Here is a 13,291-nt window from a genome sequence, read left to right as displayed (position 1 = left end):
CTTCCCGTAAGTTCAAAAAACGGTGCTTTTGTCGAAGAAATGAAACACTCTTAAATCAGGACAAGCATATTTGTACGGATGAACTGGGTGAATATTGTGCAATGTGGCGCGCGGGCTGAGTAGTTCAATGACGATTGCTAAGCTGGCGGTTGATAAATGAAGCAAATTAGAGGGAGGCAGCCATGTTTGCGCTCCCGGCTGAGTACTAACTGCCCGCGGAGTACTAACTGATCGTGGCCTGAGGTGTAAAGCTTCCGGGTTTCTCCGAACATGCAACAGATTTATTTATTGATGCATCACAGGGTATGCCAGTATGCTATTGCGTATGATGAACAATTCTATGACAGACTAACGGATAATAAACGTGTTAGACAAGATTCGCACTCAGCTGGTTACGAATGCTGCATCTATACTGCGTTCACCAGCCCAGTTATTACCACAGCCGGTTCAACATAAAGCCTTGCTGGAAGGCCTGAAAATGGTGTTCAAAGAGGCACTGGAAGACGGTGACTTTGAATTTCTCGAAGATAAGTGGCTAAAAGTGGCAGTCAAAGACTTAAATTTGTCTTGGTTAATCAGTTATCAGAATGAGAAATTGGTGGTGGCTGATAGCCCGGTCAAGGAAGACGTTAGTTTTAGTGGTAATCTCAATGACTTGGTGTTGATCGCTGGTCGTAAAGAGGATCCGGATACCTTATTTTTCCAACGTCGCTTATCGATTGAAGGTGATACTGAGCTTGGGTTGGAAGTTAAAAACCTTATGGATAGTGTTGATTTGGAACAGCTGCCAAAACCGATCCAGATGGCGATGAATCATTTGGCAGGTTTTGTGCAAAAAGGTGTACAAGCTCCCGCACACTATGATGGAGCCGTTAATGCTTATTCGAACTGAGGCTCCAGCGGATCTTTTACAGATTGATCGTTTATTAAAACAGACGTTTCCTACTGAAGCGGAAGCCAATCTCGTGATGAGCTTGCGTGAGAACAGTAAGCTGACGCTGTCACTGGTCGCGTGTAATGATGACGGTGAAGTGATCGGCCATGTGCTGTTCAGTCCGGTTACGCTCAATGGTCAGGAAAATAGCTGGCAAGGGCTGGCTCCGGTTGCGGTGCGTGAAGACTACCGTCGTCAGGGGATTGCCGCAGCATTGATTAAAGAGGGTTTCGCTTCACTGCGTGACTTCGGTTACCCGGTATGTGTGGTGCTGGGGGATCCGGATTATTATGCGCGTTTTGGCTTTAAGGCCAGTGAAGAAATGGGCTTTTCCTGCGCATATGATGTACCGCAGGGCGCATTTCGTGTAGCGGAACTGGTTGAGGGCGCGTGCGCTGGCCAAACCGGGCGGATTGATTACGCTCCGGAGTTTTCGGCACTGTAATGAACCAAATCAGTCAAATCTAACCCGCGCTTGCGCGGGTTTTTTATTTGGCGCCAGTCTGACTGGCTGCAGGGTGACAGGTTAACAATAGCGGCGAATAGAAAGCGGTATAACCCGGTTACAATATTTGTTAGGATCGCCCGGTTCAAATAGGTGGCAAAAATGTCGAGTAGAGAGAATCAGTATTTACACGAAATGGGGATCAGTCTCTGGGAGCTGTGTCATCCGGAGCGTTTGACCGGGTATCAGGCTCCGCAGCTGGAACTGCCGCTTGATTGCAAGCTGCTGTTGGTCTCCCCGGTTTGTCCTGAAAACCAAACGGCCTTGTTGTTCGAACGGGTATTGAAAAGCATTCATTTACCCCTGGAGCGCGCGCGCCACATTGAACCTGAGCGCTTGTTTCAGCTTGGTGAGCATCAACTAGAGTGGGTGTGGTTTGCCGGTTGCCAGGCCAGCACAGAGGTGCAGGCTAAGATATTGACTTCGCCACTGTTGGCGGACATTGATGGTAACAACGAACAGCGGCGCGCATTGTGGCAGCAAATCTGTTCTTACGCATAGTGAAAGGAAAGTAAAACGCCAATGATTGAAATAGCCCCTATGAATACCGGACACTTGGATCAGGTATGGCAGATTGAGCAGCAGGCGCATAGCCATCCATGGGCGGAGTCGTTGATCCGCGATTTGTCCAGCCGCGGGGCCTGTCATCATGTCCTGATCGATCAGGATCAAGTGTTAGGCTACTTTTATGCGCAAAATATCGTCGGTGAGGTGACGCTACTTAATATTGCAGTAGCTCCTTGCCAGCAGGGCAAAGGTTATGGGCAACAACTGCTGGATGCTTTCCTGAATCACTGTGAACGGGCCAAAGCGGAAAGTGCATGGCTTGAAGTCAGAGAGAGTAATCATCCCGCGATTCATATTTATGAGCAGGCGGGCTTTAACGAAGTGGATCGGCGTTACAACTATTACCCGGCAGAGACGGGTAACGGTAAAGAAGACGCGATCATCATGAGTTACCTGTTTTTTATGTAAGTACTGCAGAGAATTTCCTTCTGCCGGATCTCGAGTAAAGTTGCCCCTGGAGCAATAATGAGCGAGAATACCGCGCAAAATTGAATCGACAAAATCTTGTTCATGTATTGAGCAAGCATTCAGACCTCAAAGAAGACCAGTTTCATGTCAAATACACCTTTTCTAAGCGAAGTGTCTAAGCGTAGAACCTTCGCGATTATTTCTCACCCGGATGCGGGTAAAACCACCATTACCGAAAAAGTGCTGTTATTCGGAAACGCGATCCAAAAAGCCGGTACAGTCAAAGGCCGTGGCAGCGCACAGCATGCAAAATCAGACTGGATGGAAATGGAAAAGGAACGTGGTATTTCGGTTACCACGTCGGTGATGCAGTTCCCATACAACAACTGCCTGGTTAACCTGCTGGATACCCCGGGACACGAAGACTTCTCGGAAGATACCTACCGCACCCTGACCGCCGTGGACTCGTGCCTGATGGTGATTGATGCGGCGAAAGGTGTCGAGGATCGTACCCGTAAGCTGATGGAAGTAACACGCCTGCGTGACACGCCGATCGTAACTTTCATGAACAAACTTGACCGTGATGTTCGTGACCCAATGGAAGTTTTAGACGAAGTTGAAAACGAACTGGGCATGATGTGTGCGCCGATCACCTGGCCTATCGGCTGCGGTAAAGAGTTTAAAGGCGTGTACCATATCCACCGTGATGAGACGATCCTGTACGAATCTGGCCACGGTCATGAGATTCAGGAAGTCCGTATCATCAAAGGCCTGGATAACCCAGAGCTGGATGACAAAGTGGGTGCGGATCTGGCTGAAAGCGTGCGCGAAGAGCTGGAACTTGTGATGGGTGCCTGTCCGGAGTTTGATCATGACCTGTTCCTGACCGGTGAACTGACGCCAGTTTATTTTGGTACCGCGCTGGGTAACTTTGGTGTGGACCACATGCTGGATGGCCTGACTGAGTGGGCGCCGGCACCGAAAACCCGCCAGGCTGTTGAGCGTGAAGTCGAAGCGACGGAAGAAAAATTCTCTGGTTTCGTGTTTAAAATTCAGGCAAACATGGATCCGAAACACCGTGACCGTATCGCCTTTATGCGCATTGTATCGGGCACTTACACTCAAGGTATGAAGATGAACCACGTTCGTCTTGGCAAACAAGTCAGTATTTCCGATGCGGTTACCTTTATGGCGGGTGACCGCTCTCGTGCCGAACACGCTTATGCCGGTGATATCATCGGTCTGCATAACCACGGTACTATCCAGATTGGTGATACTTTCACTCAGGGTGAAGCGCTGAAGTTCTCTGGCATCCCTAACTTTGCCCCGGAACTGTTCCGCCGCATCCGCCTGAAAGATCCATTGAAGCAGAAGCAACTGCTAAAAGGTCTGGTTCAGCTTTCTGAAGAAGGGGCGGTGCAGGTGTTCCGTCCGCTGCAAAACAACGACTTGATCGTTGGCGCCGTTGGTGTGCTGCAGTTTGACGTGGTGGTAGCACGTTTGAAATCAGAATATAACGTTGAAGCCATCTATGAGGGTGTCAATGTCGCCACGGCCCGTTGGGTAGAGTGCGGCGATGACAAGAAACTCGAAGAGTTCAAGCGTAAAAACCAGGCTAACCTGGCGTTGGATGGTGGTGATAACCTGTCTTACATTGCGCCAACCATGGTCAACCTGAACCTGGCTCAAGAACGCTTCCCGGATGTTGATTTCCGCGCCACGCGCGAGCACTGATAAAGGTTAAGCGGTTTTCCACCGTAAACTAGATCCTAAGCCGCCCTTAGCTATACACTTAGCTAAGGGCGTTTTTTATGGAGAATGGCAACGTGAACTGGTTGAAAAAAGGCATAAAACGGTATGACGACTGGTGTAAAGAGCTGGGACTGACGCCAGGTCAGAAACGCAGTTGTGTGCCATATCGTGAAGAACCTGCCCAGCATGAGGATAATCAGGACAACGCTCCTGCCTCTTCCTCACCTGATAAATCTGCTGAGAGTTGCTGTGATAAAACTGTTTGATACCCACTGCCACTTTGATTTTGAGATGTTCAGGGATGATTTTGAGCACCATCTGCAACGGGCGAAAGAGCAGGGGGTAGCGAGAATACTGATCCCTTCGGTTGGCCCGCAAAACTGGTCGCGCATCCAGTCCTTAGCCGCGCAGCATACCAGCTTATATTACGCGCTTGGTTTTCATCCTTATTTCCTTGACGGTAATTTCCAACATCATCAGTCACAGCTCGAGCAGTTGATTGCCCGGGCGGACGATCGCTGTGTGGCGATTGGTGAATGCGGCTTGGATTTTGCGCTAACGGTACCGGTTGAGTGGCAGGAAGCGGCACTTAGCGCGCAGTTCGACCTGGCGAAAAGCTACGATTTGCCAGTTATTTTACACTGCCGTAAAGCACACAACCGGCTGATTCAGCTAGTCAAAAAAGCGCAGCTTCCGCGAGGGGGGGTAGTACATGCATTCTCTGGTAGCTACCAACAAGCCATGGAGTGGGTGAAGCTTGGTTTTTACATTGGTGTTGGTGGCACCATCACTTACCCACGGGCCAAAAAAACCCGTGATGCGATTCAAAGGCTGCCGCTTAACACTGTGGTTTTGGAAACCGACGCGCCGGATATGCCGATACTTGGTTATCAGGGGCAAGCCAATCATCCAGACAAACTCATTCATGTGCTAAAATCATTGTCAGCGTTGCGTGGAGAGCCGTTGCAATCGATTGCTAGCCAAGTGTGGGAAAATAGCAATTTTGCTTTCTCCTTATGTGAATGCAATCCAAAGCTGTAGGTTAAAATCGAAAACGTTTTCCTACTTATTGTGAGTTAACTCACAAATAGGAGTGAATGAATGATGAGTCTTATAGGAAAGTGTGAGGCTGGCATTACTTTAATTGATTCCGGATGAGTATAATTGCCTCCGCTTTATAGCTCCATTTTGTAACACGCCAATAAATAACTTTATAAGGAAGTCATAAACTATGAGCCTGTTTATGAGCCTAGTCGGTATGGTAGTGCTTCTTGCAATCGCATTTGCACTATCCGCAAACCGCAAAGCTATCAATTTTAGAACCGTGGGCGGCGCTTTTGCCATCCAATTCGCATTAGGTGCATTTGTTCTTTATGTACCTTGGGGCCGTGATCTTCTGAACGGTTTTTCTAGTGGTGTTTCTAACGTTATCAACTACGGTAACGATGGTACATCTTTCCTATTCGGTGGTCTTGTTTCAAACAAGATGTTCGAAGTGTTCGGCGGCGGCGGTTTCATCTTCGCATTCCGTGTTCTTCCTACACTGATCTTCTTCTCATCACTGATCTCTGTATTGTACTACCTGGGTATCATGCAGTGGGTTATCAAAATCCTTGGTGGTGGTCTACAAAAAGCACTAGGTACTTCACGTGCTGAATCTATGTCTGCAGCAGCGAACATTTTCGTTGGTCAAACAGAGGCGCCTCTGGTAGTTCGTCCGTTTGTACCAAGAATGACACAGTCTGAGCTATTTGCAGTAATGTGTGGTGGTCTGGCATCGGTTGCCGGTGGTGTACTAGCGGGTTACGCATCTATGGGTGTACCTCTAGAGTACCTAGTAGCAGCGTCGTTTATGGCAGCACCAGGTGGTCTTCTATTTGCTAAGATCCTATTCCCTGAAACTGACAAGCCACATGAAGACATCGAAGATGCACTAGACGGTGGTGATGACAAACCTGCTAACGTTATCGACGCAGCAGCGGGCGGTGCGGCAGCTGGTCTGCAACTAGCACTGAACGTAGGTGCAATGCTTATCGCCTTCATCGGTCTGATCGCGCTACTTAACGGTATCCTTGGTGGTCTAGGTGGCTGGTTCGGTATGCCTGAGCTAACACTAGAACTGCTTCTAGGTTGGATCTTCGCGCCACTAGCATTTGTTATCGGTGTGCCTTGGGAAGAAGCAACAATTGCTGGTTCTTTCATCGGTCAGAAGACAGTTGTTAACGAATTCGTTGCATACCTGAACTTCGTTCCTTACGTTGGTGAAAATGCACAAGTCGTTGCGGCAACTGGTCAGGTAATGTCTGAGAAGACGCAAGCAATCATCTCATTCGCTCTATGTGGTTTCGCGAACCTATCTTCTATCGCGATCCTACTTGGTGGTCTGGGTGGTCTTGCTCCAAGCCGTCGTCATGACATCGCTCGCATGGGTATTAAAGCGGTTGTTGCTGGTACGCTTTCTAACCTGATGGCAGCGACAATTGCAGGCTTCTGCTTAAGCCTTGCAGCACTGTAATTAGAAACGGTTTTTAATATATAGACGCCGTTTGAAATCATGCCCTGTAGCAAGAAATTGCTGCGGGGCATTTTTTTTTGGCCCTTGAAAAACCAGCCTTAAGCGTCGAGTTAAAGGATAACTGCGCTAGTGGCGGGGGAAGGCTGAAAATTTTGAGATACAAACCGTTTGCGCTCTATTTGGTGCTACAGTTTTGCGATGAATATCTATAATGTAGTAATCACAGGGCAGTGGTTAGGGAGAGTATTTAATCACTGTGTGAATGCGTTACAGAAAGGGCAAATGATTTGCCCTGAAATCCACATCGACAGAGTTGTTCTCTGACCGATGTGGTAGAAAGACACCGCAATCATAGATTGTTGTGCCATAGACCAAACTGGTACTGTGCGGTGACAGGGATAGCAATTGGTACATGTTAGCTGTATGTACCGAGTCTTCAAGGAACCAAGTCCGTTCATTAATAGACTGTTTAGCTCATTTTCACACTGTCTCAACTTATCGATGATAGTTAGAGGAGTGAGGTAAGGCTGAGTAGAAAAATTTTTGAATATTGATCGGAGATAGAAATGAGCGATTTAAAAGCTGCTGCGCTACGTGCACTTAAACTTATGGACCTAACCACGCTGAACGACGACGACACTGATGAAAAAGTGATCGCACTATGTCATGACGCGAAATCTGCAGTAGGCAACACAGCTGCAATCTGTATTTACCCTCGCTTTATTCCTATTGCTAAGAAGACACTTCGTGAGCAAGGTACGCCAGAAGTTCGCATTGCGACAGTAACGAACTTCCCACACGGTAATGACGACATCGAAATCGCTGTTACTGAAACAAAAGCGGCTGTTGTTTACGGTGCCGACGAAGTCGACGTGGTTTTCCCATACCGTGCCCTAATGGCAGGTGATGAGAAAGTAGGCTTCGAGCTAGTTAAGCAATGTAAAGAAGCTTGTGGTGATAACGTTCTGCTGAAAGTTATCATCGAAACAGGTGAACTAAAAGAAGAAGCGCTAATCAAGAAAGCATCGCAAATCTGTATTGAAGCAGGTGCTGACTTCATTAAAACTTCAACTGGTAAAGTGCCGGTAAACGCAACTCCAGAATACGCTCGCATGATGCTTGAAGTTATTCGTGATATGGGTGTTGCAGAAACTGTTGGTTTCAAACCAGCAGGTGGTGTGCGTACAGCTGAAGATGCAGCGGCATACCTGGCAATGGCTGACGAAATCCTGGGTGACAACTGGGTTGATGCCCGTCACTACCGTTTCGGTGCGTCTAGCCTGCTGACAAACCTACTAAATACATTAGAAGTCTCGGACGAAGTCGCTGATCCAACAGCGTACTAATTCCAATAATAACGTCTGAACGGTAGCACCTGTACTGGTGCTACCAAACCTCTTTTACCCTACTTTACCATGGCTCTTAGAGAGCTTGGGAGGCACTAATGTATTTACCACAAGAAATTATCCGTAAAAAACGTGACGGCGAAGTTCTGACTGCCGACGAGATCAACTTCTTTATTCAAGGCGTAGCAGACAACAGTGTATCTGAAGGTCAGATCGCAGCTTTTGCTATGACTATTTTCTTCAACGAAATGACAATGCCTGAGCGTATCGCCTTAACTTGTGCAATGCGTGATTCCGGCATGGTTATCGACTGGAGCCACATGAACTTTGGTGGTCCGATTGTTGATAAACACTCAACTGGCGGTGTAGGTGACGTAACTTCTCTGATGCTTGGCCCAATGGTGGCAGCATGTGGTGGTTTTGTTCCAATGATTTCAGGCCGCGGCCTGGGCCACACAGGTGGTACGCTAGACAAACTAGAAGCGATTCCTGGCTACAACATTACACCAACGAATGAAGTTTTTGGTGAGGTAACTAAAGACGCCGGTGTGGCGATCATTGGTCAAACTGGTGATCTGGCACCTGCTGATAAGCGCGTTTACGCGACTCGTGATATCACAGCAACTGTAGATAACATCTCACTGATCACTGCTTCTATTCTGTCTAAGAAGCTAGCAGCTGGCCTTGAGTCTCTGGTGATGGACGTAAAAGTAGGTTCGGGTGCATTTATGCCAACTTACGAAGCGTCTGAAGAGCTGGCGAAATCAATCGTAGCCGTTGCTAACGGTGCGGGCACTAAGACCACGGCGATCCTGACTGACATGAACCAAGTATTGGCTTCTTCAGCCGGTAACGCAGTAGAAGTCCGTGAAGCGGTACGCTTCCTGACCGGTGAATACCGTAACCCACGTTTGCTTGAAGTGACCATGGCATCATGTGCTGAAATGCTGGTACTGGGTAAACTGGCAGAAAATACCGAAGACGCACGTGCGAAGCTAATGGAAGTGCTGGACAACGGCAAAGCTGCAGAATGCTTTGGCAAGATGGTTGCCGGCCTGGGTGGTCCTGCTGATTTTGTTGCAAACTACGACAATTATCTGGAAAAAGCAGACATCATTAAACCGGTATATGCGACAGAAACCGGCATTGTTTCAGCAATGGATACCCGTGCGATAGGTATGGCAGTCGTGTCGATGGGTGGTGGTCGCCGCGTAGCGACTGATGAGATCGACTACGCGGTCGGTTTCGATAACTTCATCCGTCTTGGTGAAGTGGCAGACAGCGACAAACCGCTCGCGGTGATCCACGCTCGCTCTGAAGAGCAGTGGCAAGAAGCGGCAGCAGCACTACGCAGTGCCATTACCATTGGTGGTGAATACACGCCTACACCAGAGGTATACCGCCAAATCCGCGCTGAAGATCTTTAATTATTAAATAAGGCCTGCTCAACCCCACTTTACATTCCATGCCGAGTGGGCCTAAGGAAACAGAAATGAAAAGAGCATTTATTTTAGTACTAGACTCATTTGGCATCGGTGCAACGGCGGATGCCGAACAGTTTGGCGATGTTGGTTCAGACACCCTGGGTCATATTGCTGAGCAGTGTGAAAAAGGCCTGGCTGATAACGACCAGCGTCAAGGCGCACTTCGTCTGCCAAACCTATCGAAATTGGGTCTGGCAATGGCGCACAAAGAATCGACTGGCCGCTTTGCTCCTGGGCTAGACCAAGATGCTGAAATCATTGGTGCCTACGGTCACGCGGCTGAGCTTTCTTCTGGTAAAGACACGCCGTCTGGTCACTGGGAAATCGCAGGTGTTCCGGTTCTGTTTGACTGGGGCTACTTCACTGACAAAGCCAACAGCTTCCCGAAAGAGCTGACTGACCGTATCCTTGAGCGTGCTGGCCTGGACGGTTTTCTGGGTAACTGCCACGCATCAGGTACTCAAGTTCTTGATGATCTGGGTGAAGAGCATATGAAGACCGGCCAGCCAATTTTTTACACCTCGGCTGACTCTGTATTCCAAATCGCATGTCACGAAGAGACCTTTGGTCTAGACCGCCTGCTTGAGCTGTGCCAAATCGCCCGTGAAGAGCTGGAAGATTACAACATCGGTCGTGTTATCGCGCGCCCATTCATTGGCCCGGGTAAAGGCCAGTTTGAGCGTACCGGTAACCGTCGTGACCTGTCTGTAGAGCCACCATCAGCAACCGTGCTACAAAAACTGGTGGACGAAAAGCAAGGCAATGTTGTTTCTATCGGCAAGATCGCAGACATTTATGCTAATTGTGGTATCACTAAGAAAGTGAAAGCAACCGGCATTCCGGCCCTGTTCGAAGCAACGCTAGAGCAGATCAAAGAAGCGGGTGATAACACAATCGTATTCACTAACTTCGTTGACTTTGATTCAGCGTACGGCCACCGTCGTAATGTGGCTGGCTATGCTGCGGCGCTAGAGTACTTCGATGGCCGTATTAACGAAGTGCTAGAGCTGATGGGTGAAGACGATGTGCTGATCCTGACGGCTGACCACGGTTGTGACCCAACCTGGCAAGGTACTGACCACACTCGTGAGCACATCCCAGTGATTGTATACGGTAAGCAAGTACCAGCAGGTTCGCTTGGCCGTCGCGATACGTTTGCGGATATCGGTCAGACACTGGCAAGTTACTTCGGTACATCGCCAATGGATTACGGCAAGAACTTTCTATAATCACGTCAATAATTATCAATAGAGGGGCTGGCCCCTCTATTGTTTTGTGAATTCAACAGGGTTAATCAACCATAAGGAAATTGAATCATGGCAACTCCACATATCAACGCTGAAATGGGTGCATTTGCAGACGTCGTACTGATGCCGGGTGACCCGCTACGTGCAAAATACATCGCGGAAAACTTCCTCGAAGACGTAGTTCAGGTTTGTGATGTGCGCAATATGTACGGTTTCACGGGCACTTACAAAGGTCGCAAAGTATCGGTTATGGGCCATGGCATGGGTATCCCGTCATGCTCAATCTATGCGACAGAGCTGATCAAAGACTTTGGTGTAAAGAAAATTATTCGTGTCGGTAGTTGTGGCGCAGTCAGCGAAGACATCAAAGTTCGTGATGTTGTGATTGGTATGGGGGCGTGCACCGATTCAAAGGTTAACCGTATTCGTTTCAAAGGCCATGACTTTGCGGCTATCGCAGATTACAAGATGGTTCGCGCGGCAGAACAAGCGGCGCAAGCGCGCGGTATCGAGGTCAAAGTAGGTAACCTGTTCTCTGCTGAGTTGTTTTACACGCCGGATCCGGAAATGTTTGATGTGATGGACAAGTACGGCATTGTGGGTGTTGAGATGGAAGCGGCTGGTATCTACGGTGTATGTGCGGAGTACGGCGCAAAAGCATTGACTATCTGTACCGTTTCAGACCACATCAAGACCGGTGAGCAGACGACATCGGATGAACGCCAGACAACGTTCAACGACATGATGATCATCGCTCTGGACTCAGTGTTGCTGGGTGACCAAGACTAACTGTCGCTTTACTTGCAAAAATGGCCCGTTTAACGGGCCATTTTTTTTGGGGGGCTATTTGGTCAGCAGGAGGTTTTCGCCTCTGTGGCGGCGGTTTGGTTTACGGCGCAGGATCACCACAAACAGCATGCCGCCGATATAACTCATTAAGATCATGATGTACATGTAGCGATCACTTTTCCGGTAGTGGTGATCGGAAATTGCGGTAACGCGGCCAGTTTCAAATGTGATACGAACAAAACCGATGATCGCATCATCGGCAAATACCGGCTCGACCAGCTGCTGGCGGCCGATAGACGAGGTGGCCAGCGGGGTATCAATGCCCAACACTTCACGTACGGATAAGGCATCTTCACTCGACGCTAAACGGATCCCTTCTGCGTCATAAATGGTGGCATCAAACACCAAACGGTCCTGCGCCAATTGATTGGTCAGTTTTAATAACGGTTCCTGATCTTTGGTTAAGATCATCTCGCTGGCAGACAGGGCTGCCTGAGAAATCAATACCTTGGTCAGTGTCTCAAGCTGCTGCGCCTGGATTTTTTCATTCCCTTTGCTGATCACCACACTGTTCTTAATGGTGATAAAAAACATCACGCACAGCAGAATAAGGGCAACAATACGTAGGGCGTTTCTTACTGAGAATAAGGACTCACTCATACTCATTACTCGTCCATTCAAAACAAAACAAAGACTTGCCTTTTTAGTTTGTTAAGGTAACGTTTTAGCAAAGTCACTACGGATTATATACATGGACGCGTTAAAAAGCTTGCCTATCAGAAGGCATACCTCTCTTTTAAAACGATTACCTGAAACTCGCGATGCGACGCAGTTAGAGAAAGCAAGAGCGAGTTGGATTGTATTTGCTGAATACCTCTCCCCAACACACTTTGAAGACATCGATTTCTTTACCGGTTATTACAACCCGGTTTTAGATACATGGAAAGTTGGCCAATATGACGTGGCTCTGATGTCGGGAGAGTTGACCCCGCAGCATGAAATTATCCTTAAAAACTTGAATCTTGACTATGCGTCACTGAATGAAGTCCCGGATTTATCCAGTCCGGGCTTAGTCGTGTTCGACATGGATTCCACTGCAATCGAAATTGAATGTATCGATGAGTTAGCTAAGTTAGCCGGGGTGGGAGAAGAGGTGGCGGCCGTCACTGAACGTGCCATGCTGGGTGAACTGGACTTTGAACAGAGTTTACGTCAGCGCGTGGGTAAACTGAAAGGCGCCGATGAAGCCATTTTAGAGCAGGTACGCAGTCAGTTGCCTTATATGCGTGATTTTAAAGCCGTGGTCACGACGTTGAAGGCACTTGGCTGGAAAACGGCAATTGCTTCTGGTGGCTTTGATTACTTCTCCGACTTTATTAAACAGCAAGTCGGTCTGGACTATGCCCGCTCCAATCAACTGGAAATCGTCAATGGGAAGTTGACCGGGCAGGTTGTGGGGGATGTGGTCAATGCACAGATCAAAGCGGACATTTTGGTAGAACTTGCCGAAGAGTATGAGATTGAACTGCACAATACCGTGGCTGTTGGTGATGGGGCAAACGACTTGGTAATGATGCACGCCGCCGGCCTTGGCATCGCTTATCACGCCAAGCCTAAGGTCGTTGAGCAGGCACAAGCATCAGTGTGCTTTGCCGGCTTGGGCGGCGTGTTGTGTATTTTGTCCGGTATATTAGTCAAACAGCAAAAGGTCAGTTGGAAAACCAAACCATAGAGAAAAGCAAAC

At 48.4% G+C, this 13,291-nt stretch carries 14 protein-coding genes; 13 read left to right on the top strand and 1 reads right to left on the bottom strand.

The features are described from left to right. The first annotated feature begins 364 nt into the window (after window positions 1-364). The 12 genes from P2G85_RS12250 (at window position 365) to deoD (ending at window position 11,547) form a co-directional block, all read left to right on the top strand. The gene (locus tag P2G85_RS12250) at window positions 365-892 is read left to right on the top strand and encodes an SCP2 domain-containing protein (protein ID WP_275864365.1); all 528 of its coding nucleotides are present in this window, start codon (window positions 365-367) and stop codon (window positions 890-892) included. Next, window positions 876-1,379 carry an N-acetyltransferase gene (locus P2G85_RS12245; protein WP_275864364.1) on the top strand — a complete coding sequence of 168 codons (504 nt, stop codon included), beginning with the start codon at window positions 876-878 and terminating at the stop codon, window positions 1,377-1,379. The genes P2G85_RS12250 and P2G85_RS12245 overlap by 17 nt, the downstream gene beginning before the upstream one ends. Before the next feature lie 162 nt (window positions 1,380-1,541). Further along, window positions 1,542-1,940 (top strand): DNA polymerase III subunit psi, encoded by a 399-nt coding sequence (locus P2G85_RS12240; protein ID WP_275864363.1) that lies wholly within the window; start codon window positions 1,542-1,544, stop codon window positions 1,938-1,940. Window positions 1,941-1,979: 39 nt separating this feature from the next. Next, the gene (gene rimI / locus P2G85_RS12235; protein ID WP_275864362.1) at window positions 1,980-2,414 is read left to right on the top strand and encodes a ribosomal protein S18-alanine N-acetyltransferase; all 435 of its coding nucleotides are present in this window, start codon (window positions 1,980-1,982) and stop codon (window positions 2,412-2,414) included. Between the two features lie 144 nt (window positions 2,415-2,558). Further along, the gene (gene prfC / locus P2G85_RS12230; protein WP_275864361.1) at window positions 2,559-4,148 is read left to right on the top strand and encodes a peptide chain release factor 3; all 1,590 of its coding nucleotides are present in this window, start codon (window positions 2,559-2,561) and stop codon (window positions 4,146-4,148) included. 77 nt (window positions 4,149-4,225) lie between these two features. Then, the gene (locus tag P2G85_RS12225) at window positions 4,226-4,432 is read left to right on the top strand and encodes a DUF5363 family protein (protein ID WP_275864360.1); all 207 of its coding nucleotides are present in this window, start codon (window positions 4,226-4,228) and stop codon (window positions 4,430-4,432) included. Further along, window positions 4,419-5,207 carry a TatD family hydrolase gene (locus tag P2G85_RS12220; RefSeq protein WP_275864387.1) on the top strand — a complete coding sequence of 263 codons (789 nt, stop codon included), beginning with the start codon at window positions 4,419-4,421 and terminating at the stop codon, window positions 5,205-5,207. Before P2G85_RS12225 ends, P2G85_RS12220 begins: the two co-directional genes overlap by 14 nt. Before the next feature lie 190 nt (window positions 5,208-5,397). Beyond that, on the top strand, window positions 5,398-6,681 hold the full coding sequence (locus P2G85_RS12215) for a NupC/NupG family nucleoside CNT transporter (protein ID WP_275864359.1): 1,284 nt from the start codon (window positions 5,398-5,400) through the stop codon (window positions 6,679-6,681). Between the two features lie 566 nt (window positions 6,682-7,247). Then, window positions 7,248-8,027, top strand: coding sequence for a deoxyribose-phosphate aldolase (gene deoC, locus P2G85_RS12210; protein ID WP_275864358.1), 780 nt, complete (start codon window positions 7,248-7,250; stop codon window positions 8,025-8,027). A gap of 98 nt (window positions 8,028-8,125) precedes the next feature. Further along, a complete protein-coding gene (gene deoA, locus P2G85_RS12205; protein WP_275864357.1) occupies window positions 8,126-9,454 on the top strand; it encodes a thymidine phosphorylase in 1,329 nt (442 codons plus the stop codon). A gap of 65 nt (window positions 9,455-9,519) precedes the next feature. Then, window positions 9,520-10,740 (top strand): phosphopentomutase, encoded by a 1,221-nt coding sequence (locus tag P2G85_RS12200; RefSeq protein WP_275864356.1) that lies wholly within the window; start codon window positions 9,520-9,522, stop codon window positions 10,738-10,740. Between the two features lie 87 nt (window positions 10,741-10,827). Next, window positions 10,828-11,547, top strand: coding sequence for a purine-nucleoside phosphorylase (gene deoD / locus P2G85_RS12195; protein WP_275864355.1), 720 nt, complete (start codon window positions 10,828-10,830; stop codon window positions 11,545-11,547). Between the two features lie 54 nt (window positions 11,548-11,601). On the opposite strand, the gene P2G85_RS12190 is transcribed toward deoD, so the two are convergent. Next, entirely contained in the window at window positions 11,602-12,207 is a 606-nt protein-coding gene (locus P2G85_RS12190) for a YtjB family periplasmic protein (protein ID WP_275864354.1), read from the bottom strand. A 91-nt stretch (window positions 12,208-12,298) separates the two neighbouring features. Between P2G85_RS12190 and serB the strand changes: the two genes are divergently transcribed. After that, entirely contained in the window at window positions 12,299-13,279 is a 981-nt protein-coding gene (gene serB, locus P2G85_RS12185) for a phosphoserine phosphatase (RefSeq protein WP_275864353.1), read from the top strand. The last annotated feature ends 12 nt before the right edge of the window (window positions 13,280-13,291 follow it).

This window comes from Vibrio sp. CAU 1672, assembly GCF_029223195.1.
Taxonomy (GTDB): Bacteria; Pseudomonadota; Gammaproteobacteria; order Enterobacterales; family Vibrionaceae; genus Vibrio.
This window is presented reverse-complemented; position numbering and strand designations above follow the sequence as displayed.